The sequence below is a fragment of the Ruegeria sp. CJ6 genome (assembly GCF_056536665.1).
The window spans coordinates 724,509-748,018 of sequence record NZ_JBQFQB010000001.1; the positions used below are offsets into that span (position 1 = coordinate 724,509).

The 23,510-nt window shown below is 58.2% G+C and carries 23 protein-coding genes; 11 read left to right on the forward strand and 12 right to left on the reverse strand.

What is annotated here, in order from left to right; genetic code table 11:
• Positions 1–1,164 (reverse strand): M20 aminoacylase family protein, encoded by a 1,164-nt coding sequence (locus tag ACR0BT_RS03665; RefSeq protein WP_480762550.1) that lies wholly within the window; start codon positions 1,162–1,164, stop codon positions 1–3.
• A 66-nt stretch (positions 1,165–1,230) separates the two neighbouring features.
• Between ACR0BT_RS03665 and mazG the strand changes: the two genes are divergently transcribed.
• From mazG to ACR0BT_RS03680, 3 genes are all read left to right on the forward strand, one after another.
• Positions 1,231–2,088: a nucleoside triphosphate pyrophosphohydrolase gene (gene mazG / locus ACR0BT_RS03670; RefSeq protein WP_480762551.1), complete on the forward strand. Its 858-nt coding sequence runs from the start codon at positions 1,231–1,233 to the stop codon at positions 2,086–2,088.
• A gap of 62 nt (positions 2,089–2,150) precedes the next feature.
• Complete coding sequence (locus ACR0BT_RS03675; protein WP_480762552.1) at positions 2,151–3,089, forward strand: nucleoside hydrolase; 939 nt, start codon at positions 2,151–2,153, stop codon at positions 3,087–3,089.
• Entirely contained in the window at positions 3,086–3,535 is a 450-nt protein-coding gene (locus ACR0BT_RS03680; RefSeq protein WP_170422057.1) for a GNAT family N-acetyltransferase, read from the forward strand. Before ACR0BT_RS03675 ends, ACR0BT_RS03680 begins: the two co-directional genes overlap by 4 nt.
• Here ACR0BT_RS03680 and ACR0BT_RS03685 read toward each other — a convergent pair.
• The 6 genes from ACR0BT_RS03685 to ACR0BT_RS03710 all read right to left on the reverse strand — a co-directional run bounded on the left by ACR0BT_RS03685 (position 3,532) and on the right by ACR0BT_RS03710 (position 7,869).
• Complete coding sequence (locus tag ACR0BT_RS03685) at positions 3,532–3,699, reverse strand: hypothetical protein (RefSeq protein ID WP_170396730.1); 168 nt, start codon at positions 3,697–3,699, stop codon at positions 3,532–3,534. The genes ACR0BT_RS03680 and ACR0BT_RS03685 overlap by 4 nt on opposite strands.
• A gap of 102 nt (positions 3,700–3,801) precedes the next feature.
• The gene (locus ACR0BT_RS03690; protein ID WP_170396729.1) at positions 3,802–4,119 is read right to left on the reverse strand and encodes a hypothetical protein; all 318 of its coding nucleotides are present in this window, start codon (positions 4,117–4,119) and stop codon (positions 3,802–3,804) included.
• 122 nt (positions 4,120–4,241) lie between these two features.
• Positions 4,242–5,519: a phosphopyruvate hydratase gene (gene eno / locus ACR0BT_RS03695; RefSeq protein WP_480762553.1), complete on the reverse strand. Its 1,278-nt coding sequence runs from the start codon at positions 5,517–5,519 to the stop codon at positions 4,242–4,244.
• Positions 5,520–5,663: 144 nt separating this feature from the next.
• Positions 5,664–6,542: a DMT family transporter gene (locus tag ACR0BT_RS03700; RefSeq protein ID WP_170422062.1), complete on the reverse strand. Its 879-nt coding sequence runs from the start codon at positions 6,540–6,542 to the stop codon at positions 5,664–5,666.
• Between the two features lie 136 nt (positions 6,543–6,678).
• Positions 6,679–7,092 carry a Fur family transcriptional regulator gene (locus tag ACR0BT_RS03705; RefSeq protein WP_170396723.1) on the reverse strand — a complete coding sequence of 138 codons (414 nt, stop codon included), beginning with the start codon at positions 7,090–7,092 and terminating at the stop codon, positions 6,679–6,681.
• Positions 7,093–7,164: 72 nt separating this feature from the next.
• Positions 7,165–7,869: an endonuclease/exonuclease/phosphatase family protein gene (locus ACR0BT_RS03710; protein ID WP_170396721.1), complete on the reverse strand. Its 705-nt coding sequence runs from the start codon at positions 7,867–7,869 to the stop codon at positions 7,165–7,167.
• A 116-nt stretch (positions 7,870–7,985) separates the two neighbouring features.
• Here ACR0BT_RS03710 and ACR0BT_RS03715 point away from each other — a divergent pair, with 116 nt between their 5' ends.
• A complete protein-coding gene (locus ACR0BT_RS03715; protein ID WP_480762554.1) occupies positions 7,986–8,417 on the forward strand; it encodes a hypothetical protein in 432 nt (143 codons plus the stop codon).
• Positions 8,418–8,479: 62 nt separating this feature from the next.
• Here ACR0BT_RS03715 and ACR0BT_RS03720 read toward each other — a convergent pair whose 3' ends face one another.
• Positions 8,480–9,898: a protein adenylyltransferase SelO gene (locus tag ACR0BT_RS03720; RefSeq protein WP_480762555.1), complete on the reverse strand. Its 1,419-nt coding sequence runs from the start codon at positions 9,896–9,898 to the stop codon at positions 8,480–8,482.
• An 86-nt stretch (positions 9,899–9,984) separates the two neighbouring features.
• Between ACR0BT_RS03720 and ACR0BT_RS03725 the strand changes: the two genes are divergently transcribed.
• Together ACR0BT_RS03725 and ACR0BT_RS03730 are read left to right on the forward strand one after the other, a co-directional pair.
• Positions 9,985–10,404 (forward strand): cupin domain-containing protein, encoded by a 420-nt coding sequence (locus tag ACR0BT_RS03725; RefSeq protein ID WP_480762556.1) that lies wholly within the window; start codon positions 9,985–9,987, stop codon positions 10,402–10,404.
• A 4-nt stretch (positions 10,405–10,408) separates the two neighbouring features.
• Positions 10,409–11,299, forward strand: a complete 891-nt coding sequence (locus ACR0BT_RS03730; protein WP_170422071.1) for a fatty acid desaturase — start codon at positions 10,409–10,411, stop codon at positions 11,297–11,299.
• A 64-nt stretch (positions 11,300–11,363) separates the two neighbouring features.
• Here ACR0BT_RS03730 and ACR0BT_RS03735 read toward each other — a convergent pair whose 3' ends face one another.
• Positions 11,364–12,443, reverse strand: coding sequence for an anhydro-N-acetylmuramic acid kinase (locus tag ACR0BT_RS03735; protein WP_480762686.1), 1,080 nt, complete (start codon positions 12,441–12,443; stop codon positions 11,364–11,366).
• Between the two features lie 651 nt (positions 12,444–13,094).
• Between ACR0BT_RS03735 and ACR0BT_RS03740 the strand changes: the two genes are divergently transcribed.
• On the forward strand, positions 13,095–14,174 hold the full coding sequence (locus ACR0BT_RS03740) for a Hint domain-containing protein (protein WP_170396711.1): 1,080 nt from the start codon (positions 13,095–13,097) through the stop codon (positions 14,172–14,174).
• A 298-nt stretch (positions 14,175–14,472) separates the two neighbouring features.
• The gene (gene tyrS / locus ACR0BT_RS03745) at positions 14,473–15,723 is read left to right on the forward strand and encodes a tyrosine--tRNA ligase (RefSeq protein WP_480762687.1); all 1,251 of its coding nucleotides are present in this window, start codon (positions 14,473–14,475) and stop codon (positions 15,721–15,723) included.
• A gap of 77 nt (positions 15,724–15,800) precedes the next feature.
• Here tyrS and ACR0BT_RS03750 read toward each other — a convergent pair whose 3' ends face one another.
• Positions 15,801–17,288 carry an adenylate/guanylate cyclase domain-containing protein gene (locus tag ACR0BT_RS03750; RefSeq protein WP_480762557.1) on the reverse strand — a complete coding sequence of 496 codons (1,488 nt, stop codon included), beginning with the start codon at positions 17,286–17,288 and terminating at the stop codon, positions 15,801–15,803.
• A gap of 340 nt (positions 17,289–17,628) precedes the next feature.
• Between ACR0BT_RS03750 and ACR0BT_RS03755 the strand changes: the two genes are divergently transcribed.
• The 3 genes from ACR0BT_RS03755 to ACR0BT_RS03765 are packed head-to-tail and all read left to right on the forward strand — an operon-like array spanning position 17,629 to position 20,661.
• Positions 17,629–19,179: a trimethylamine methyltransferase family protein gene (locus ACR0BT_RS03755; RefSeq protein ID WP_480762558.1), complete on the forward strand. Its 1,551-nt coding sequence runs from the start codon at positions 17,629–17,631 to the stop codon at positions 19,177–19,179.
• 19 nt (positions 19,180–19,198) lie between these two features.
• On the forward strand, positions 19,199–19,930 hold the full coding sequence (locus ACR0BT_RS03760) for an SDR family NAD(P)-dependent oxidoreductase (protein WP_480759308.1): 732 nt from the start codon (positions 19,199–19,201) through the stop codon (positions 19,928–19,930).
• Positions 19,927–20,661 carry an SDR family NAD(P)-dependent oxidoreductase gene (locus tag ACR0BT_RS03765; RefSeq protein ID WP_480762559.1) on the forward strand — a complete coding sequence of 245 codons (735 nt, stop codon included), beginning with the start codon at positions 19,927–19,929 and terminating at the stop codon, positions 20,659–20,661. The genes ACR0BT_RS03760 and ACR0BT_RS03765 overlap by 4 nt, the downstream gene beginning before the upstream one ends.
• A gap of 12 nt (positions 20,662–20,673) precedes the next feature.
• Here the strand turns inward: ACR0BT_RS03765 and ACR0BT_RS03770 are convergent, their stop codons facing one another.
• The gene (locus ACR0BT_RS03770) at positions 20,674–22,014 is read right to left on the reverse strand and encodes an NAD(P)/FAD-dependent oxidoreductase (protein ID WP_480762560.1); all 1,341 of its coding nucleotides are present in this window, start codon (positions 22,012–22,014) and stop codon (positions 20,674–20,676) included.
• Positions 22,011–23,507, reverse strand: coding sequence for an aldehyde dehydrogenase (locus tag ACR0BT_RS03775; protein WP_480762561.1), 1,497 nt, complete (start codon positions 23,505–23,507; stop codon positions 22,011–22,013). The genes ACR0BT_RS03770 and ACR0BT_RS03775 overlap by 4 nt, the downstream gene beginning before the upstream one ends.
• Positions 23,508–23,510 lie beyond the last annotated feature (3 nt).

A 23,510-nucleotide genomic window follows, 5' to 3' on the forward strand; every position in this document is an offset into this window, starting at 1 on the left:
TCAGCCCAACGGCTGTGCCTTTTCGACGATCCGTGCGAAGAAGGACGCTCCGATCGGCGCGACGTCGTCATTGAAGTTGTATTTCGGATGGTGCAGCCCCGCGCCATCTCCTTGTCCCATGAACAGGTAAGCACCGGGTCGGGCCTGCAGCATGTAGGAAAAATCCTCTGCCCCCATCTCACGCCCAGCATCATCTTTCACGCGTTCCGCGCCGGATACATCCCGCGCCACTTCAGCCGCGAATGCCGCCTTGTCGGCGTCGTTGATAGTGGCGGGATAACCCTCCTGATAGTCCAGTTTGGCCTCGACACCGAACGAGGCCGCCTGCCCCGCCACGATCTGCGCCATTCTCTCTTTGACCATCCTTTGTACGGCCGGATCAAAGGTGCGAACGGTGCCGTTCAGATAAGCGGTATCAGGTATCACGTTATTCACTGTTCCGGTGTGTATCTGCGTCACCGACACCACCAGATCGTCCAGCGCATAGTGGTTGCGGCTGACGATAGTTTGGATCGCCTGCGCCATCCCGCAAGCCGCCATCACCGGGTCGCGCGTCTCATGCGGCATGGCCCCATGGCCGCCCACGCCCTGAATATTGATCTCGAAAGTATCTACTGCGGCCATCAGCGGCCCCGGCGTAGTCTCGAACAGCCCCTCGGGCCGGCCCGGAGTGTTATGGATGCCGTAAACCTGAGAGATATTGAACCGATCCATGATGCCTTCTTCAACCATCACGCCCGCGCCGCCTCCCTCTTCCTCGGCAGGCTGAAAGATCAGCGCAACGCGGCCCGCGAAATTCCGCGTTTCGGCCAGATAGCGCGCAGCACCCAGCAGCATGGTTGTGTGCCCGTCATGACCGCAGGCATGCATCTTACCGGGGTTCTTCGAGGCGTAGTCCACGCCCGTTTCCTCGGTAATCGGCAATGCATCCATGTCAGCGCGCAGACCAATAGTCGGTCCCTCGCCCTGCCCGTTGATGATCGCGACCATGCCGGTTTTGGCGATTCCCTCATGCAGTTCATCCACCCCAAACTCGCGCAGACGCTCGGCCACAAAGGCGGCGGTCTCATAGCATTCGAATTCCAATTCGGGGATGGTGTGAAGGTACTGGCGCCACTTGGCCATATCAGCGGCGTAATCGGCAATTCGGTTGACGACGGGCATCTGGGGTGGACTCCTGATCCTGACTGCGGGATGGATGCATCTGACACCGGAACGAAAGGGTTCGCAATGGCCGAAAATCCTCTGATCCACGACACGGACGCGGGTATCGAGCGTTTGCTGGAAATCATGCGTCGTCTGCGCGACCCTCAATCCGGCTGCCCGTGGGATATCGAGCAAGATTTCTCCACAATCGCCCCCTACACGATCGAAGAAGCCTATGAAGTCGCCGATGCCATCGAACGCGAGGCTTATGACGAATTGAAGGGAGAGCTGGGCGACCTGCTGTTCCAATCCGTCTTCCACGCGCAAATGGCTGAAGAGGCTGGGCATTTTACCTTTCAGGACGTGGTGCGCACCATGTCGGACAAGATGGTTACCCGTCACCCACATGTCTTCGGTGATGAGTCCCGAGACAAGTCGGCGGATCAACAGACAAAGGACTGGGAAACCATCAAAGCCGCCGAACGCGCGGGCAAAGAACAAAAAGGTGCACTAGACGGTGTCGCCGCGAACCTGCCCGCCTTGCTACGCGCACATAAGCTGCAGAAACGTGCCGCGCGCGTAGGGTTCGACTGGCCTGACGCCAGCCATGTGCTCGCCAAGATCACCGAGGAAGCCGCTGAGCTGGAAGAGGCGCGCGACAGCATGGATGCCGACGCGCTCGAGGATGAATTTGGCGATCTGCTGTTCGTGATTGTCAACCTCGGCCGCCACTTAGGCATCGAACCCGAGGCCGCCCTGCGCCGCACAAACGCCAAGTTTACTCGTCGTTTTGAGAAGGTCGAAGCCCGGCTGGCCGAACGCGGAAAAACGCCCTCCCAAAGTGATCTGGCCGAAATGGACGCGCTGTGGGACCAGGTGAAAATCGAGGAACACCGCGCCAACGGCAAACTCCCGCCGGTGGATGCCGCACGCGAGGCCTGAAACCGCTGGACAAGCCCCGCGACACTTGCGAGTGTCCGCCCTTCACGGCCCCGGAGACCACAATGCCCCGCAAGATCATAATCGACACCGATCCCGGACAGGACGACGCCGTCGCCATTCTTCTGGCGCTTGCCAGCCCCGAAGAGATCGAGGTTCTGGGTATCACCGCCGTCGCTGGAAACGTGCCTTTGGAGCTGACCGCCAAAAACGCCCGCATCGTGTGCGAGTTGGCGGGGCACACCGAAATCCCCGTCTACGCCGGATGCGATCGCCCCCTGAAACGCCCGCTCGTCACCGCCGAGCATGTGCATGGTAAAACAGGGCTCGACGGCCCTGTTTTGCCAGATCCTGAAATGACTTTGGCCGAAGGTCACGCGGTCGATTTTATCATCGATACCCTACGCGCACATGAGTCCGGCACGGTGACGCTCTGCCCTCTGGGGCCGCTGACGAACATCGCCACAGCGTTCCAGAAAGCGCCCGACATCATCAACCGGGTGCAGGAAATCGTGCTGATGGGCGGTGCGTATTTTGAGGTTGGAAACATCACACCAGCAGCTGAATTCAACATTTATGTCGACCCGGAAGCCGCTGATATTGTGTTTAAATCCGGCATTCATGTCGTCGTAATGCCATTGGATGTCACCCACGACGCGCTGGTCACGCCCCATCGCAACGATGCATTCCGGGCATTGGACAGCAAGGTTGGTCATGCGGTCGCAGAAATGACCGATTTCTTCGAACGTTTCGACAAGGAAAAATACGGATCGGAGGGCGCACCGCTGCACGACCCCTGCGTCACCGCCTATCTGATCCGACCCGAGTTGTTCTCGGGCCGCCACATCAATGTTGAGATCGAAACCCAATCAGAATTGACGTTGGGCATGACAGTGGCCGACTGGTGGCGGGTCACTGATCGCGCACCAAACGCCATGTTCATGGGTGACGTGGATGCCCAAGGTTTCTTCGACCTGCTCACAGAAAGACTTGCCCGCCTATGACCGCCGCACTCCGCCTTGCCCGCCCCGACGATCTGGACCGACTGATGGCGCTGGTCGCAGCGTTTCACTCGGAATCCGGCATCGCGCAGGATGACGAGAAACGTCGCAACGCGCTGGCCCCTCTGCTGGATGGAATACCCCATGGGTGCATATATCTGATCGGTCCGGGCCGCGCGCCGCTGGGCTATGTCATCCTCACCTTCGGCTGGTCGGTCGAGTTTGGTGGCATGGATGCCTTTGTAGATGAGATTTACATCCGCCCCGCCGTCCGCGGACGCGGTATCGCCACCGAAGTGCTGCATGATCTCCCCAAGGCGCTGGCCGAGGCCGGTCTGACCGCCCTGCATCTTGAGGTCGACCGGACCAACGAAACCGCGCAGAAACTATATCTGCGGTCAGGTTTTAAACCGCGCGATCGCTACATGCTGATGAGCAAATCGCTTTAGCGCGATTCCCCCCGGAAGATTACCGCCGGATTTGCCATTTCCTGCACCGGATCATCCTGCGAAACCTGCATCCCTGTGATCGGATAGGTCCCAGGCTCTGAACATGCGGCCAGCATCCCCGCGCAAAGCATTGAAATTACGAGAAAGACCTTTGAAGCAGACATATCGTCCCCCTTTCTGCAATGCTTGCAGACTATCGGGAGTCACAGCGCCGCAATAGGAACAAGTTCACACATAACGACATTTATGTTTGTTTAGCTTAACGATCAGCGGCAGTTCTTATTGAACGTCTGCTCCATGGTCTTGAACTGCCGGGGCACGCGTTTGGGTTTGGGCAGCGCATTCAACTGTTCAGTTATGTTCTCACCGGTGTACCAGGACTCGAACAATAATTCTTTGATGTCATCGTCCAAAACCGTGCTAGCGACGTTATAGGTGCACAGGCATTCCTCCATCGTGACCTGCCCGCTGGGATCGCCTTCCACCATTTTCTGGCACACTGCCTGAGGCGGACGATCAGCCCCTGCAAGCTGAGGCAGGATCAATAGCGCCCCAGCGCCAACGATGCGTTTGAATGTTGTCATAAATCGCCCTCTCCCATGTTGGCCTTCGATGCCCAGCTTAGACGGATCGGTAATGACTCAAAGAAAAAAATGGCCCCGGCGTTCTACCGGGGCCTGATCTGGTTTTACCAAGTACGCCAAACTCAGCGCTTCAGGATCGACGCGCCGGCGTATTCTGCGACCTCACCCAGCGATTCCTCGATGCGGATCAGCTGGTTGTATTTGGCCAACCGGTCCGACCGCGCCAACGAGCCGGTTTTGATCTGCCCGCAGTTGGTCGCCACAGCCAAATCGGCAATGGTGGCATCTTCGGTCTCGCCCGAGCGATGCGACATCACGTTGGTATACCGTGCACGGTGGGCCATATCGACGGCGCGCAGAGTTTCGGTCAGTGATCCAATCTGGTTCACCTTGACCAGCATCGAGTTGGCACAGCCACGATCGATCCCCTCTGCCAGACGCTCTGGGTTGGTTACGAACAGGTCGTCGCCGACCAGTTGTACTTCGTTGCCGATGGCATCAGTCAGCGCTTTCCAGCCATCCCAATCGTCCTCGGACATACCGTCTTCGATCGAGATAATTGGGTAATCTTTGACCAATGTCGCCAGATACTCAGCGTTTTCCTCTGAGGTCAGCGAGATGTTTTCACCCGACAGAACATATTTTCCGTCGCGGTAGTATTCGGTGGCGGCGCAGTCCAGCGCCAGATGGATCTCTTCGCCGGGTTTGTAGCCCGCTTTTTCGACCGCCTGCAGGATGAAATCCAGTGCCTCACGGGTCGAAGCGATGTTAGGGGCAAAACCACCTTCGTCCCCCACTCCGGTGGCCAGTCCGGCAGCCGACAGTTCGCGCTTGAGCGTATGGAACACCTCCGACCCCATGCGCACGGCTTCGCGGATATTCGCGGCCGAGGTCGGCATGATCATGAATTCCTGAATGTCGATCGGATTATCGGCGTGCTCACCCCCGTTGATGATGTTCATCATCGGAACCGGAAGAACGCGCGCCGAAGTACCGCCAACATAGCGATACAGAGGCTGCGTGGTGAAATCCGCCGCCGCCTTGGCCGTCGCCAGCGAGACACCCAGGATAGCGTTCGCGCCCAGACGGCCCTTGTTCTCGGTCCCGTCGAGATCAATCATCGCCTGATCGATGGCCACCTGCTCGGTCGCGTCAAAGCCCACCAGTTCTTCGGCGATCTCACCGTTAACGGCAGCAACCGCTTCCAGCACGCCCTTGCCCATGTAACGAGATTTGTCACCATCGCGCTTTTCCACCGCCTCGTAGGCGCCGGTCGACGCCCCTGAAGGCACAGCGGCGCGGCCCATGGTGCCGTCTTCCAGAATCACGTCCACTTCGACCGTCGGGTTGCCCCGGCTGTCCAGTATTTCGCGTGCGTGGATGTCGATGATCGTGCTCATGATACGGGTCCCAATGATGCCAACGGTTGCATGCCTCATACCAGCACGCGGCGAAAAGTAAACCGTTTCCGTTATCGCTAACACTTATATTTTTCAGCCTTTAGGGCTAACAGTTTGCTGTTTGCGCCAACAGGTCGCGGGCGCTTAGGCCACTGCCAATGCCCGCGCCAGCTGGCGTTCTCGAATGAAAGTATACAGACCTGATCCGATAATCAGACCGGCACCAGCCAACGTCATGCTGTCGGGGCGTTCGCCAAACATCAGCATTCCGGCCGTGATCGAGAACACCAACCGGGTATACCGAAATGGCGTCAGCGCTGAAGCTTCGCCAATCCGCATCGCGGTTACGATGCCGTAATAGCCCAATACGCCGAACCCGATGGCACCCAGATAAGGCCCGATCTGCGCAGCTTGCAGCGGCACAACGGGCTGTGCTGTGAACACCATAAGGGCCGCACCAGCCAGCGCCACTCCGATATAGGCCTGCAATGCGACGACCGACGAGGCCACACGAACATCCAACCTGCGTGTGATCAGATCGCGCGCGGCAATTGCAACGACCGATACCAAAACAAACAATGATTCCGGCTGGAATCCCTCGAACCCGGGGCGGATGATCATCAAGACGCCGACAAAGCCGATCCCGATGGCGCTCCAACGGCGCCAACCGACCTGCTCACCCAGAAACAGTGCTGCCCCCATCGTGACGAATAGTGGCATCGCCTGAAAAACCGCCGCCACAGTCGACAGATCAACAAGTGACAGCGCGGTCACGAAGCTGAGTGCACCAAAGGCTTCGGTCCCGGCACGGATCAGCGGCAAAGGTTGCCACGCGACCGGGTCGAAGATGCGTTTGCGTGTTGCCATAGACATAAGCGTAAACACAGCCCCGCAGATCAGACCCAATGCGATCATGATCTGCCCGGTCGACACACTGACCGAGAGATGCTTGATGAACATGTCCTCAAGCGCGAAGGCCGCCATCGAGCCGATGATCAGCAAAATGCCGTTTACGTTGTTCATGCGCGTTTCCATTGGAACAGGCCGCTGACAGGCGGACCTTTCCGGCAGCAAAACCGCAACCTTTGCGACGTCGCAAGCAGTATTACGACATGTTCGATGAAATCGCGTTCACCGACCGATCGATTTTCGTGATGTGTCAGTCTTTTTCCAACGGTACGCCGTACAATTCAAGGCGATGGCCTTTCAGCCTGTAGCCAAGCTTGGCCGCAATCTTTTCTTGCAGCGCTTCTATCTCAGGGTCGACAAACTCGATCACCTCGCCTGACTGCATGTCGATCAGGTGGTCGTGGTGATCACGCTCTGCATCTTCGTATCGCGCGCGCCCGTCGCCGAACTCCAGCCGCTCAAGTATCCCGGCCTCTTCGAACAACTTCACGGTACGATAGACTGTCGCGATCGAAATTCCCGCATCTTCGGCTGAAGCACGGGCATAAAGCTCTTCTACATCCGGGTGATCTTCGCTTTGCTGCAAGACCTGTGCAATGGTCCGCCGCTGGCCGGTCATGCGCAGGCCCTTGGCTTCGCAACGGGCGATAATCGTGTCGGACATGGTGACCCCCGGGACTGTTCGGTGTTCTGTCTTAATATGTCTACGCGCCCTGCGCCACAGACGATTTTGCGGTCAGGCGATGCGCCGCAGATCGGCCCAGACCGGCAAATGATCCGAGGCGATATGCGCGGGCCGCGCATCATGCACCCCGTGCAGTGCAGCCTCAAGCCCCTGACCCACCGCGATTCTGTCCAGCGCCCCCAATGGCTGCGCGGCCGGGAAGCTTGGAACCGGAGGAAGAAACCGCATGTCCGGGGCCAAATGATCAAGAACCGGCTGGCGTGACCATTCGTTGAAATCCCCGGCCCAGACGGTGGGCATGTGTTCCAGATCAGAATCACATCGACGGATATGACTGATCTGTTGGCGTCGCGACGCCGGCAAAAGCCCAAGATGCATCCCCATCACCCGCAAAGGCCCGATCTGCGTATCAAACTCGACCCGCACGGCGCCGCGGGGCTCCAGACCCGGCAAATCATGATGACCTGCCTGACGCACCTGAATGGCGTCCCCACGCCAGATCACCGCGTTGCCATGCCAACCAAGACTACCGGCACCGCCCAGGTCCACGATCTGCCACCCGGCCTCATCCAACATGAAATGTGGCAAAGCGGCAGGACGGGGCGGCAATCGCTTGTCCGCCTCCTGCAGAACAACGATATCGGCCTGCATGCTTTCGATGACCTGCAATATCCGCTGCGGCTGCCGCCGGAAATCGAGTCCCACGCATTTCTGAATGTTGTAACTGGCAAGGCGCAAGGTCGAGCGGTAGGTCATCGGCACACTTAAACTGATTTAACCCAAGATCGCCAACTGGTCGGACAAGTGCAAGCCGAACCCAGCGCTGAATGGCAACGCGCCGCTTGCTCCGCTAACATTTGTGCAAAACGGCCTTGAGCCCGCGCAGCCCCTCGGCCACCTTCACGATCATGTTCATAAGGTTTGTCCATCCGATCAAGATAGAAGATATGGACGCGCGTCAGGGGTTCTTCTGCGCGGCCTACCACCTGCGCGACACTGCCGCGCTGGATAAATACACATTCGATCGAATTGAGGCGCTGCTGGCTTGGTTCCGGGAAAACCTTGAAATCCCCTATCGTTTCAACAGGACAAAATCTAAAGGCGCCTTTCAGCGCAATACCAAAGGCCTCAGCTGGTTCAAACCCGAAGCCAACCAGGTTTTGGGCAAGTCGTATGAGATGGTCGCACTGCTCAAAGAAAACGGATATCAGATCGATACTCTGCGATCAGACCGGATCGGCTACATTGTCTATGAAGATGCGTGTCAGGTGATCGCCGAGCCCTTTGCAGACACGCCCCGATAGCCTCGAAACCTGAAACTTCAAAAGTTTCAGGCTCAGTTTCTTCATAAGAAACCGTCTCTTTGTTACGTACCGCAGAATGTCGCGTGTACGACCTCGTTCTTCGCCGGAGGGCGCATCAGGTCAGCTGATTCTGGTTGATCCTCATACGGCCGTGACAGCACTTCATTCAGTCGATTGAACGGTGCGCAATCGCCCTGCACCGCAGCCTGAATCATCTGCTCCACCCGATGATTGCGTGGAATGAAGGCCGGATTGGCCGCAGCCATCACGTCCGAAGGCGCATCCTCACGCGCCAAGCGTTCCTGCCACCCCTTTGCCCATTCGTCAAAAGCCGCCGGGTCGGCAAACTGGTCTCGCGCGCGGTCGCTGCCCAGCGCGCGGAACGTGTTTGTGAAATCCGCCTGATTCTGCGCCATCCGCGTCAACAGATCCGAGATCATTTCAAGATCCCCCTCCTCTGCCCGAACCAATCCGATCTTGGCCCTGAAACGTTCCAGCCAATGTGCCTGCATCGACGCAGGCATGGCATGGACAATTTCGGTGGCCTCTTCGACAGCTGCGTCCTTGTCCTCAAACTGCTGAATTAGGGCCGTTGCCAGCTGCGCCAGATTCCAAACCGCAATCTCAGGCTGGTTCGAGTAGGCATACCGCCCCATCCGGTCGATCGAGCTATAGACTGTATTCGGGTGATAGCTGTCCATGAACGCACATGGGCCATAGTCGATCGTCTCACCGGCGATCGAGCTGTTGTCAGTATTCATGACCCCGTGAATGAAACCCACGCTCATCCATCGGGCGATCAACCCGGCCTGCGCATCCCGAACCGCGCGCAACAAACCCATAGCCCCGTCCGCCTCAGGATAGTGGCGCTGAATGGCATATTCAGTTAGCCGTTGCAGGCTCTCTAACTGCCCTCGCGCTGCAAACACCTGAAACGTGCCCACCCGCAAATGGCTCTGCGCCACACGTGTCAGTACCGCCCCGGGCATCGGACCCTCGCGCAGCACGATCTCTCCGGTTTCAACCGCTGCCAAGGCGCGCGTGGTGGGAATGCCCAGCGCATGCATCGCCTCGGAAACCACATATTCGCGCAAAACCGGCCCCAGCCAGGCACGTCCATCTCCCTGGCGCGAGAAAGGTGTCTGCCCTGAGCCCTTCAATTGAATATCCCGCCGAATCCCGTCGGTTCCGACCGTCTCACCTAACAAAACCGCGCGCCCATCTCCTAGTTGAGGGTTATAGGTGCCAAACTGATGCCCGGAATATAACTGCGCCAGCGGCTCGGCCCCTTCGGGCACAGTATTGCCCGCAAAAGCCTGCGCCATCTCTTCTACGTCGCCCGGCGCAATCCGCAACAGTCGCGCCAGATCACTGTTGAAGGCAACAAGCTTCGGTGCACGCACAGGCACAGGCCCCTGCCGCGCAAAGAAGGTGTCCGGCAGGCGAACATAGCTGTTGTCAAACGGGATCGTCAAAGTCATGCGGCAAACATATGCTCTGCATACACAATTGCCATAGCAGATCGTGCGCGTGCGTGCATAATCCCACAAACAGACCCGAGGCTACCATGACCGCGCAAGACATCATCCAACACCTGAACCTGCAGCAGCACCCCGAAGGCGGCTGGTTCAAAGAGACCTGGCGCGCCGACAATCCCGGACGTGCCACCGGCACTTGCATCTACTTCCTACTGGCAGAGGGTGAGCGCAGCCACTGGCACAAGGTAGATGCGACCGAGATCTGGCTCTACCATTTCGGCGCTCCGCTGATCCTCTCGCTCAGCGCCTCCGATACAGGCCCTGCCAAAGACCACACCCTCACACCTGATCTGACCCAAGGCGCACCGCAGCTTATTGTACCCAAGGGCCATTGGCAGGCGGCGCGCAGCAGTGGAGACTACACGTTGGTCAGTTGCACTGTTTCACCGGGATTTGAATTTGACGGGTTTGAACTCGCGCCACCCGGCTTTGATATTCCAGGAGTGTAATTCCATGGACCACCGCGCCCTGATCGCCGCGATCCCGCCCGAGACCAAGGACAGGCTGCAACAGCGGTCAGACATGGCAGGTCTCAGACATCTAGCGATCTATTTCGGCGCTTTGACAGCAACCAGCACCGGTATCATCCTACAGGTTCCCCTCTGGCCGCTACTGCTCCTGCCGCAAGGCCTATTGCTGGTTTTCCTCTTTACGCTCAGCCACGAGTGCACCCACAAGACGCCGTTCAAAACCCCTTGGATCAACGAAGCGGTTGGGCACCTTGTCTCAATTCCTATCTGCCTGCCGTTCACATGGTTTCGCTACTTTCACCTTGCCCATCACAAATGGACAAACCACCCGACCAAAGACCCGGAACTTGGCGGCAAACCCCGCCCCGAAAACTGGCGCAGCCTTGCGATCTATCTCAGCGGTTGGCCATATTGGACAGGTATGGCCCGTGTGTTGACCGACAACGCGCGCGGCAGGATTGGCGCCGCTTACCTGCCAACCCGCCAGCACCACGCCATACGAACCGAAGCCCGAATATTGTCCACACTATATGCCCTGGCCGCACTCAGCCTGTTCTTCAGCCCCTTGTTGTTCTGGCTCTGGCTTCTGCCCGCCCTTATCGGCCAGCCTTTCCTGCGCCTATACCTGCTCGCCGAACACGGCCTCTGCCCGCCGGTGGCAAACATGCTCGAAAACTCCCGTACCACCTTTACCAATCGAATGATCCGATTTCTGGCCTGGAACATGCCCTACCACGCGGAGCACCACGCCTTTCCAAACGTGCCTTTCCACCACCTTCCAGCCTTCCACCGCTGGACCCAAGCACACCTGCAATCCACCTCGGACGGCTACACCGAATTCACCCTGGATTACGCCCGCGCCCTAAATCGCTAGATCCGCCTCTTCATCTGGCCAAAAATACCTCGGGGGAGTCGCGCAGCGACGGGGGCAGAGCCCCCTACCCGCTCACCGCGACACCCCTCGCCGGAGACGACACGACACCGCCCCCGACCAGCGCACTTACCCCGGTGGTACCCGGGCAAGAGGTCGGCAACCCCCGCGCCACACGCACGGCAAGGTAGGCAAAGGCCTGCGCTTCCAGCATGTCTCCGTCCAGCCCAACCGCCTCAACCGGCTCGACCGGGCAATCCAGCGACACGCGCAGCATTTCCATCAGCACTGGGTTGTGACGTCCGCCACCGGTAACCAGCATGCGCACAGGCGGCTTGGGACAATGCTCCATCCCCTGCAGCACACCCGCAGCGCTCATCCCGGTCAACGTGGCCACCGCATCCGCATCGCTCAGCTCGGTCACCAGACCGATCATTTCCGAGAAATCATTCCGGTCCAGCGATTTGGGCGGCATTCGGTTGAAATAGGGCTCGGCCAGAAACAGCTCCAGTGCGCCGGTCTCGACCGTACCCTCTCGGGCCAGCGCGCCGTCCCGATCCATCGGCATCCCCAACCGCGCCTGCATCAGATCGTCAACCGGCGCGTTGGCAGGTCCGGTGTCGAAAGCCAGCAACGCCCCTGGCGCTTCAGGCCCGTCAAAAGACGGGTCAACATAGGTCAGATTCCCAACACCGCCCAGATTGAGGAAGCACAGCGGCTCTTCCGCCCCGATCCATTTGGCGCAGGCGAAATGAAAGAACGGGGCCAGAGGCGCACCCTCTCCGCCCAGCGCCACATCATCGCTGCGAAAATCCCAGACCACCGGCAGCCCCAAAGCCTGCGACAGACCCAGCCCGTCACCCACCTGCAACGTGCCACGCCCACGCGGCTCATGTGCCAATGTCTGACCGTGGAAGCCGATCAGGTCGACCTCTTCGAACTCTGAAAGAACCTCGGCATGTGCCCGGGTCACCAATTCAGCCGAAATATCAACCTTTGGTCCATGCCAAAGCCCCAGCGCCGCGCGCAGTGTGGCACGCTCTTCTTCGGTATAAGCGCGATACCCGCTGGGACCAAAGCCGAATATCTGCTGCCCATCGGTTTCAACGACCGCAGCGTCCACACCGTCCAGCGATGTGCCCGACATGGCCCCCAACGCTCTGATCGCCCCCGATTTGCTGATGACCCTGCCCACGCCGACCTCGTATTGCGTCTCTCCACCCGTTTCGCCGGGTTCTGAGCACAACCTGCACGGTAATGCAAAGCCAAGGCAAGACACATCATGCGCGAGCTTCATTTTTCTTGGAAAAGGTGCCTTCTCCTTGCCCCTGCCCGCGCCTGTACCGTGCCCCGCTACAGTGTACCGAAAGGCATGAGACCGCGAATGTAGGCAACAGGGCGTTCTCAAAACGCAGCGCAGTTCCGAGTGCTCATGAAAGAGCTGTACAAAGTCCATTACCACATGTTCGCAGATCGCTACAGCAGGTGCCAAGCTATCCCAAGAATGCCCGTCGCCGGTTTCAGTGTTCCACTTGATCTGAAGCACCTACGATCATTCCATATAGCTCAGCTTCGTCAGATTTGCATTGAAACAAAGCGACTGAATAATGGCAGGTACTTTGGGATGTTCAGTGCAATAAAAGCGCAGGCTCAAAACCCCGGATATTCGCAAATGTTGCGCCAATGCTTATAGATGAGATACTAATATGCAGCAAAGCACAGACAACAAATCGAGGACGGGTGAGTAGGTTCATACCGCTTAGTAAAAAGCGGCAGTGAATTGGCCTGAACAGGGTTTATGCCAAACATATACGGTGCATTTCGGACGGACACGACTCTGACCACGAACCAGGCCCAATTCGGCGGCGTTGGAACGACATTTCAGATCTCCGCGTACAATACGATCGAAATTACTGATGGTGTTGACCCCAACACCATCGAGGGAGACGGTGTAAACAACGAATTCCCAGACGACCCCACGCAAACCTATCTGGGGAATGCAATTGCCTGGGACTACAATTACATAGTCACGGATGGCACCAATACCTACACGATTGGCGTTTTCGACTATGATTCCAGCGGCAACGGCGCGTTTGGCGGCGGAGCCGAGCAAGGATTCTTCATCGGCTTTTTGGGGGATGTCCCCCCGCTCAACACAACACTGACGATCACGGCGCTGGGTGACGGTGCCTTCGCCAGTCCAGTCGTTAATCTGCCCGTTGACGACTTTGTTCCCTGTTTCACCAGTGGCACGAATATTCGGGTAAGGGGTGGTCATAAGGCGGTCGAGGATCTGAAAGCCAGCGATGAGATCGAAGTGTTTGATCCCACAGGTGATGGGCCCGGATTTGCCACCCTGCTGCGGGTGTTTCGCCGTACGATATCTGCCCCGGAACTGGCCGCAAACCCCAAACTGCGCCCGGTTCGTATCAGCGCCGGAGCGTTAGGTCTGGGCTTGCCTCAGCGTGATCTTGTGGTGTCCCGGCAGCACCGGATGCTGGTGTCTTCGAAGATTGTCGAGCGGATGTTCAGGACTTCCGAAGTTCTGGTACCCGCCGTCAATCTGACTTCGCTGCCCGGTATTTTCATCGATCAGGATGCCCAGAGCGTCGAGTATTTTCACCTTCTTTTTGGACAGCACGAGGTAGTCTATGCCGAAGGCGCACCATCGGAAAGCCTGTTTACCGGACCGGAAGTGCTCAAGGCCATCAGTCCAGAAGCACGAACAGAAATCCTGAGCATATTCCCCGAGATAGCAGAACTGGAATTTGCCCCCAAGCCCGCCTGCCCGATCCCATCCGGGAAGCTGCAAAAGCAACTGATTGAACGCCACATCAAGAATGAAAAGCCGCTTCTGTCCAGACACACTGCACGCTAGAACCAGAGGTTATCCGGCAGGACTTGGTACGCTTCAAAGACTGACGCGATATTCTGTGTTTCGTTATGCGTTGTTTCTTCGCGTTTCCCTCATAAAGCTCATCCGCAAGATTCTTTCAGTGCGGACTGCACTTGCTCGCCAATGACTGGACATTCCGCGAGACTTAGGGAATTAGAAAGCCAGTCGCATGAATGTACCTTCCGTCGTGCGACCAAGCGGGTCTGGTTTTGAAATTACTGACCTATGACTTACACCAGCCCTTGCAGAGAGGGCCAGAACACAAGGCCTGTTGAGCGTCATGACCTACCACCCCAAATCGGATTTCATCGCCACGATGATCGAGCGCGGCTTTCTCGCCGACTGCACCGATTATCAGGGCCTTGACGACGCGCTGATCTCTGGGGTGCAGACGGCTTATATCGGCTATGACGCCACGGCGCAGTCTTTACACGTGGGTCACCTGATGAACATCATGGTGCTGCGCTGGCTGCAAAAGACTGGGCACAAACCGATCACCCTGATGGGCGGCGGCACCACCAAGGTGGGCGATCCCTCGTTCCGCTCGGATGAACGCCCCCTGCTGGGCCCTGAACAGATCGACGCCAATATCGCAGGCATGAAACAGGTGTTCTCGAAATACCTGTCTTACGATGTCAGCGAGACCGGCGCGTTGATGCTGAACAATGCCGAATGGCTGGATAGCCTGAACTACCTCGATTTCCTGCGCGATATTGGGCGGCATTTCTCGGTCAACCGGATGCTCAGCTTTGAATCGGTGAAATCGCGGTTGGATCGTGAACAGTCGCTGAGCTTTCTCGAATTCAACTACATGATCCTGCAGGCTTATGACTTCCTCGAACTGAATCGCCGATATAACTGCGTTCTGCAGATGGGCGGCTCGGACCAGTGGGGCAACATCGTCAACGGCATCGACCTAACCCGCCGGGTGCTGGATCACGAGATCTATGGCCTCACGACCCCCCTGTTGACCACCAGCGATGGCCGCAAGATGGGCAAATCACAGGGCGGTGCGGTTTGGTTGAACGGCGACATGCTGAGCGCCTATGAGTTCTGGCAGTTCTGGCGCAACACGACCGACGCCGATGTGGGCCGGTTCCTGAAAATCTTCACCGAGCTTCCGGTGGACGAATGCGACCGCATGGCCGCGCTGCAAGGGTCCGAGATCAACGAGGCCAAAATTCGCCTCGCCAACGAAGTCACAACTCTGCTGCACGGTGCAGAAGCCGCTGCAACCGCCGAGGCGACCGCGCGCGAGGTGTTCGAAAAGGGCGGCGTTGGCGGAGACCTCCCGACCCTGACCCTCAGCGCATCAGAGCTGGGTGACGGCATGTCCATCGTGCAGTTGATCGTCAAATCCGGCCTCGCCAAATCCGGCAAAGAGGCCAAGCGCCTGATCGCCGAAAACGGCGCCAAACTGGACGATGCCCCGCTGACAGATGCGGGCTTGATGATCGACGCAGGCGCGTTGTCATCGCCGATCAAGCTGAGCGCGGGCAAGAAGCGTCACGCTCTGGTTCAATTGGGCTGATCCAAATTGGGCGGTCGCCGCCGGGTGGCCGTCCATTGAAGTAGAAGTGGCAGATTAATTAGGTCGAGACGTAGTGGTCAGCTTTTGGTTTTAGAACCGATCAAGAACCACGTTTTCACAGCACCCAATCCCTTTATCTCCACCACGCCTCGGGGTTCGAAGTCGTAGTCCGCTTCAAGCTCCTCTTTTGCGGCACCCGTTACCTGGATCCTCCCCGGTTCACCGTGGCTCTCCATCCGGCTGGCGGTGTTCACCGTTTCCCCCCAAACATCATAGAACAACTTCTGGTTTCCAATGACACCGGCGACAGCAGGCCCTGCGTGAAGTCCGATTCTTACTTGAAGCCCATCCGGAAAATCAGGTGACATTTCCGCAACCGACCGCTGCACGTCCAGTGCCATCTCGGCGACGCGATGCACCGGGTCGCCGACCGGAGACGGCATGCCTGCCGCGACCATATAGGCATCACCAATTGTCTTGATCTTTTCCAATCCGTGTTTGTCGGCCAGTTCGTCAAATAGGCGAAAGATCTTGTTCAGAAACCCGACTACATCTTCCGGTGGCAGTTTCGATGCACGGGGCGTGAAATCCACGATATCAGCGAAAAGTATTGCAACCTTGGGCAAACTGTCAGCGATAGTCCGGTCTGGCTCAAGCTTCAATCTTACCGCAATGTCTTCCGGCAGCAGATTGTAAAGCAACTTTTCCGACCGGTCGTATTCGGCTTCCAGTTCGGCTCGCTGGGTCTCTACCTGTTCATATAGATCACCCAGACGCGCACTTGTTGCATTCACGTCGTTTGCCAATTTGCCAAGCTCGTCGCGATTGGGGACATTAACTCGCGCCGCGAAATCTCCTTCGGCGACAACGCTGAGTGTTTGACCAATTCGGCGCATTGGCCAGATCAGCGAGGAAGAGATCGCGTAGCCAAGAAAAAGGGCTGCCCCCATTGCAATTGTTGCCGCCGCCACAACCATTTTGCGCGTCGACTGGTAAACTTCGGCGTTCCTATTTGCCCGGTCGTGCATCTCTGCTTCGGCGGCCTGCACAAGATTATACGCATCGCTTTGCAGTGAACGAACTTGGCGAAAAATCTGATCCAATCCCAATTCGGCGAGATTCTGCATGTCTCCGTCTCTTCGAAACCGCACCATGGCGGCGGCCTTGGTTTTGATGTCGCCCAAATCTGCGCGGATTTCATCAATGGTTCGGGACTCTTTGCTGCCCGCCTGCAGGAATCGACGTATCCCTTGCGCGATGTGATGCTGCAGGTTCTCGATCTGACCGATGAAATTGCCGGTTGAAAATGCAAAAATTTCGTCCGAGTCGTCCCCGGGCGTCTGATCGATGACCAAGGACAAGTTCATCAGGTTCAGCTCGCTCAGCGCCAAATGGATTTCGTTGAAATATGCAATCCTCTCCTGATCATGGATCATCGCATCGACACGCCTGTTCGATTGCTGCAAGGCCGACACCGCAAAAAGAGCCAATCCCAAAAGCAACAAGGTGATACCCAAAAACGCCATCAGCAGTTTTACCCGCACAGACAGGGCAGCTTTTGCCACGCTCCTTACGATCAGATTTGGTTGCTGAGAGTTCCTAATGCCCCGCTCCCACATGGATTAAGCCCGTCTCGAATGGTGCCGATACATTAATCAGACTACAGTCTGCGGGTGGACTAGTCACTTTTGGCCGCAATTCTTTGGCCCGATCGTCTGCCTCGCTGCCATTGTGTGATGCCAACACACCCCCCCACAAAGATGCGTTTGAGATGCTTTAGTGAACCTCCTTCGAGTTGCCGTTTATTTGACGAAACCCCAACGTCGCATTTCGCAACAGTCTTTCGCATTCCTGCATGTGCACCCCACCCTTTCCGTTCCACTCTGAACCGGAAGGAGGCACCATATGACCAGAACTGCCACAGCCACACGTACCGGAGGGCGCTCAGCCCGGCGCGCCATGCGCACCGCTCCAAACTTCGAGATGTTGCCGGGCCTGACCCGCGGCATTCCGTTATGCGAGGTTATGGACGGCGCACAGGTAGAACGCATCGATGCGGCCTCGATGGAAATTCTGGAAAACGTAGGCGTTCAGTTCCGTGACCCCATCGCGCTGGAAGACTGGAAGAAGGCTGGTGCCAAGGTCGAAGGTGAGCTCGTCTATCTGGATCGCGGTCTGGTGCGTGAGCTGATCGCGACCATTCCGTCAGATTTCACCTACCACGCGCGCGATCCGAAAAAGAACGTGCGGCTGGGCGGTAGACACTCGATCTTCGTGCCGATGACCGGAGCGCCCTTCCTGCGCGATCTGGAAGATGTGCGCCGCAACCCGACGCTGGACGATCTGGCGATGTTCCACAAGCTCAGCCATATGTTGCCCGCGCTGCATTCCTCGGCCCATCACATCGTGGAGCCCTATGATCACCCGATCAGTCAGCGGCATCTGCGGATTACCTATTCGTCAATGAAGCACTCTGACAAAACCTTCATGGGCATGACCACCAGCCCCAAGAATGCCGAAGATGTCATGGAGATGTGCGCCATCCTGTTCGGCGAGGATTTCCTTGAAGATCACCCGGTCACCACTGGCAATTGCAACGGCAATTCGCCGCTGGTCTGGGATGAAACCATGTTGGGCGCGATGCGCGCCTTCTGTCGCCGAAAGCAGCCGGTGTTGTGCTCGCCCTTCGTTCTGGGCGGGGCCAATACGCCTGCCAGCGTTCCGGCGACCGTGGCGCAACTGAATGCCGAGGCGCTCAGCGCGCTGGCCTATACGCAGGTGATCCGCAAGGGCGCGCCCGCGATCTACGGGCACTACCTGTCGACCGTCTCGATGAAATCCGGCGCACCGATGGCAGGCACGCCCGAGATCAGTCTGATGAACTTCATGATTGGACAGATGGCCCGGTATTACGAAGTGCCTTGGCGTACCTCAAACACTCTGGGCGGAGCCAAGACGTTCGACGCGCAGGCAGGCTATGAATCCGCAACCACTCTGCAGGCCGTGATCCATTCCGGCGCCAACTACATCTGGCATTCGGCGGGCTGGAACGAGGCCGGGATGCACTGCTCGACCGCCAAGTTCATCGTTGACGCAGAACAATGCGCCATGGCCTATCGCATGGCCGAGGGCCCGAAATGGGGCGATTTCGATCAGGCCGTTTCGGCAGTCGGTGATATCGGTCCGGGCGGGCATTACCTTGGGCATCCGCATACGCAGGACAATTTCCAGAGCGCATTCTTCATGCCGGATATGTTCGACAACAACTCGATCGAACAATGGCAGGCTGAGGGTTGTGTTGAAATCACCGAACGCGCCCTGAAACACGCCCGCAAGCTGCTGGCCGAGTATCAGGAACCAACGCTCGATATCGCCAAGAACGAAGAGCTGCTGGATTACATCGCCCGGCGCGAGCGTGAAATACCGGCTGCGGATGAGCTGAACCAGTCCTACTAAATCCCGGGGAGGTACACGAATGAGGTTCGCTGAAAAAACCGCACTCGTCACTGGGGCGTCGGGCGGGATCGGGGCCGCCATCGTCAGCCAGCTGCGGGCCGAAGGCGCGCGTGTGGCTGTTGCTGACCGCGATGTGGGCAGCCTTGAATCCGAGGCGCATCTGCCCGGCGATCTGCGCGATCCCGACTATTGCGACGGGCTGGCCTTGGCCGCGCATCAGGCGCTGGATGGTCTTGATATCGTGATCAACAATGCAGGCGTGATCACCCGCGGCCCGGTGACTGAAACATCCGATGAGGATTGGGCCCTGTCCGTCGGAGTGAATGTCGAGGCCCCTTTCCGTATCTGCCGCGCTGCGATTCCAATCATGGCGGCGGCGGGTGGCGGTGCTATTGTGAACACTGCCTCGTGCTGGGGCCTTCGACCTGGCCCGGATCATGCGGTGTACTGCATGACCAAAGCGGCCATTGCCAGCCTCACCCAATGCATGGGGCACGATCACGCCCATCAGGGCATCCGCATCAACGCCGTCTGCCCGAACGAGGTGAACACACCGATGCTGCGTTCGGGCTTTGCCAAACGTGGGTTCGATCCTGATACGGCGATTGCCGAGCTTGGGAAGTCGGTGCCTTTAGGGCGTATCGCCGAACCCGAAGATATAGCCGAAGTGATCCTTTTTCTCGCCTCGAATTCGGCGCGCTACATGTGTGGTGCTCTGGTCGAAGTGAATGGGGGCAAGCCGGTACAATGAAAAGATTTGCAGGAAAAACAGCGCTCGTGACCGGTGGCCGCAGTGGCATCGGACAAGCCATCGCCCGGCGGCTGCGCGAAGAAGGGGCTAATGTCTACACTGCGCAGCGCGGTAAGGATGATGAGTTCCCCTCTATCCCGGCGGATTTTGCAAACCCGGAAAGCCCGGTGCAGATCATCAAGCAGGTTGTGGACAGCGCGGGCCAGCTGGACGTACTGATCAACAACGCAGGCATGATGCAGGAGACCTCCGTCAACGACATGCCGCTTGAAGATTGGCAACGCAACCTCATGGTCAACCTGACCGCCCCGTTCCTGCTGATCCAGGCTGCACTGCCACATCTGCGCAAAACCAAGGGCAGCATCGTCAATATCGGCTCGGTCGAGGGGTTGGGCAGCAACCCCGGCCACGCCGCCTACTGCGCCTCTAAGGCCGGGCTGCATGGGCTGACCCGCGCGGTTGCCGTGGATCACGGAGCAGAAGGCATTCGCTGCAATGCGGTGGCACCGGGCTGGATCGACACAGACCTCAACATCGATTTCATCGAGAGCATGAACAACCCCGGCGCATTCCGCCGGGATATCGCCCGCATTCATCCCGTAGGCCGCACCGGCGACCCGAAAGAAGTCGCCGCACTGGTCGCGTTCTTGGCAGCCGAGGAAGCGGGTTTTGTCACCGGTCAAATTTACACGATCGATGGCGGACGGATGGCAAAGCTCAGCCTGCCCTGACCAGCCTGCAAGCTATTCCGCCCCTGATCGCCACTCTTTCCAGCGCAGATACGCATTGGCCCCAACCGATGCGAAGGGCTCGGGTGGTAAACGCGGTGGCATCGGTTGCGCCAGAAAATGATCTGCAATCTGGGAGTCTTTCCCCTGCACAAGCTCTGCCACGCCCATTCCCTGCAATGTTCCTCGCGCTATACCCAATCCGTTTTGACAGCAGGCGGCATATACACCCTGCTCGATCTCACCGAACGCGGCCGAGCCATTGCGGCTGAGGCACAGCATCCCAGCCCAACGGTGCTGCATCTGTACATTCGGCAAGTTGGGAAATCGCTCCTGAAACTTACGATCGTGCACCGCGCCTGCCCGTTTCAAATGGCTGTCGCCGCTGTGGATTTCAGGATGAAAGCTTGAACAGGTCCGGATCAGAATGCGATCCCCATAACTGCCCGAAACCCGCCGGACCGAAGTGCCCATCGGATCCGCTGGCGTTACTGACCAGCGTGGCTGTCCGCCCAGCGTGGCGAACTGATCTGGCGTCAGTGGTTCCGTTATCGACGCGTAGAGGCAGATGTGCATCAGACGCCGCTGGTAAAATCCAAAGCTTTCCAGATGACCATTCGTTGCCATCACGATCCGCCCCGTCGAAACCCGCGCCTGTTCGGTCTCGACCACCCAGCCACCGCCTTGTTTGCGAAACCCGGTCACGGCAGAGTTTTCATAAACACCGATCCGCCCAGCCAGATGCGTTGAGAGAGCCCGCACATAGGCTGCAGGCTGGATCATCACCGTCCCGGGCGCAAACAGACCAGATGTGTAATGCGGGCTGCCTGTCAGCGCCTGCATCTGCTGTGCATCATAAAGCTCGTGGGGCTCTCCCAATCGCGCCAGATGCACTGCGTAGTCTGCGTTGTGCCGATCACCCGCTGCGGTCGCAGCAGCGTTGATCTTGCCGCACGGGTCGAACATCTCCGGCGACAGGTCGCACTCAGCGGCTACCCGGGTCGCAAAGGAAATCGCCTGGCGATTCAGCGCGATTGTGGCCCGATCTGCCTCCAGCCCATCGCTGGCGTAATTGTCCGAGGCCAAGTCATGCGGCAGATCGATCATGAACCCTGAGTTGCGCCCGGCAGAGCCTTCCGCAAAGCGCCCAGCCTCAAGCACCACAACCTTCAGCGTCGGATCAAGCTGATGCAGCCTCAGCGCTGCGGACAGCCCGGCAAAACCACCGCCGATGATGGTCACATCTGCGGTCTGGTCTTGCTCAAGCCGAGGCAGGTCTTGCTGCAGAGGCAGGATGGCATTCCATCCTGCCACGCCGGTTTGCCGGGGCAAACGTTTGGCGGTGTAGATCGTCAATCTACCGCCTCATCTTCGTCATCGGCCAGATCAATCCAGATGGTTTTCAGCTGGGTATACTGATCATGGGCGTGAATCGAGTTGTCCCGGCCACCAAACCCGGACTGCTTGTAGCCACCAAAGGGTGTGGTGATATCCCCTTCACCAAAGCTGTTGATCGTGACGGTACCCGCCCGGATCGCCCGCGCGCCTCGGATGGCGCGTTTGGCGTTGGCTGTGAAGATCGAAGCACACAGGCCATATTCAGTGTCGTTGGCAATGCTGATCGCCTCGTCAAAGCCAGAGACTTCGATCACCGACAGAACCGGGCCAAAGATTTCCTCGCGCGCCAGCGTGGCATCGTTTCCGGGCACTTCGACCACCGTGGCCTCGATGAATCCATTCTCGGCCTTTCCGCCAATCAGCACGTTTTCGGCCTTGTCCAGATATCCGCAAACCTTGGAATAATGCCCTTCACTAACAAGCGCGCCCATACGAGTTTCCGGGTCCAGCGGTTCGCCGACATTCCATTGCTTCGCATGATGCGCGATCCGTTCCAACAACTCTGCCTTCACGTCCTTATGCACAATCAACCGCGACGAGGCCGAGCAATTCTCGCCCATGTTCCAGAACGCACCATTGACGACATGCGCCGCCACGCGGTCCAGATTTTCCGCATCCTCCATCACGATGGCCGGGTTCTTGCCGCCCATCTCAAGCACCACCTCCTTGGCATTGCTTTCAGCGGAATAGTTCAGGAACTTCTTGCCCGTCACGGTCGAGCCAGTGAAGGACACCATGTCGATATCCATATGCCGCCCGATGGGTTCGCCCACCTCGGCGCCACCACCTGGTACCACGTTCAGCACACCGCGCGGCAACCCGGCCTCAGACGCCAGCTCCGCCACCTTTAAAGCGGTCAGAGAAGTCTCGGCCGCCGGCTTCAGCACCACTGAACACCCCGCCGCCAGCGCCGGCCCGATCTTCCACGCCAGCATCAGCAAGGGGAAGTTCCACGGCAGGACCAGCCCAACCACGCCAATGGGCTCACGCACGACCATGGCGATGTGGTCATCACTGGCCGGGCTGACCTGATCATAGATCTTGTCGATCGCCTCGGCATGCCATTTCAGGCAGTGGATCGTCTCGGGAACATCAACAGTTTCGCAATCAAAGATCGTCTTGCCGCTGTCGATGCTCTCCATCACCGCCAGTTCCCGCGCGTTGCGGGTAAGCAGCTTGCACAAGCGGATCAGAATGTCCTTGCGATCCGAGGGGTGCATCTTTGACCAACGCCCGTCGTCAAAGGCTTCTCGCGCCTTTTCGACCGCAAAATCCACTTCCTCCGATCCACAGGCAGCAATGCTGGTCAGCACAGCCCCGGTGGCTGGATTGATAGTCTCGAACACCTGCCCTGAGGTCGCCGGGCGGTAGCCGCCATCGATGAAAGCGCCCGTCGGCAGATCCAGATGCGCAGCGATGGATTCGTATTCGTCTTTCGTCAACAAGCCCATGCC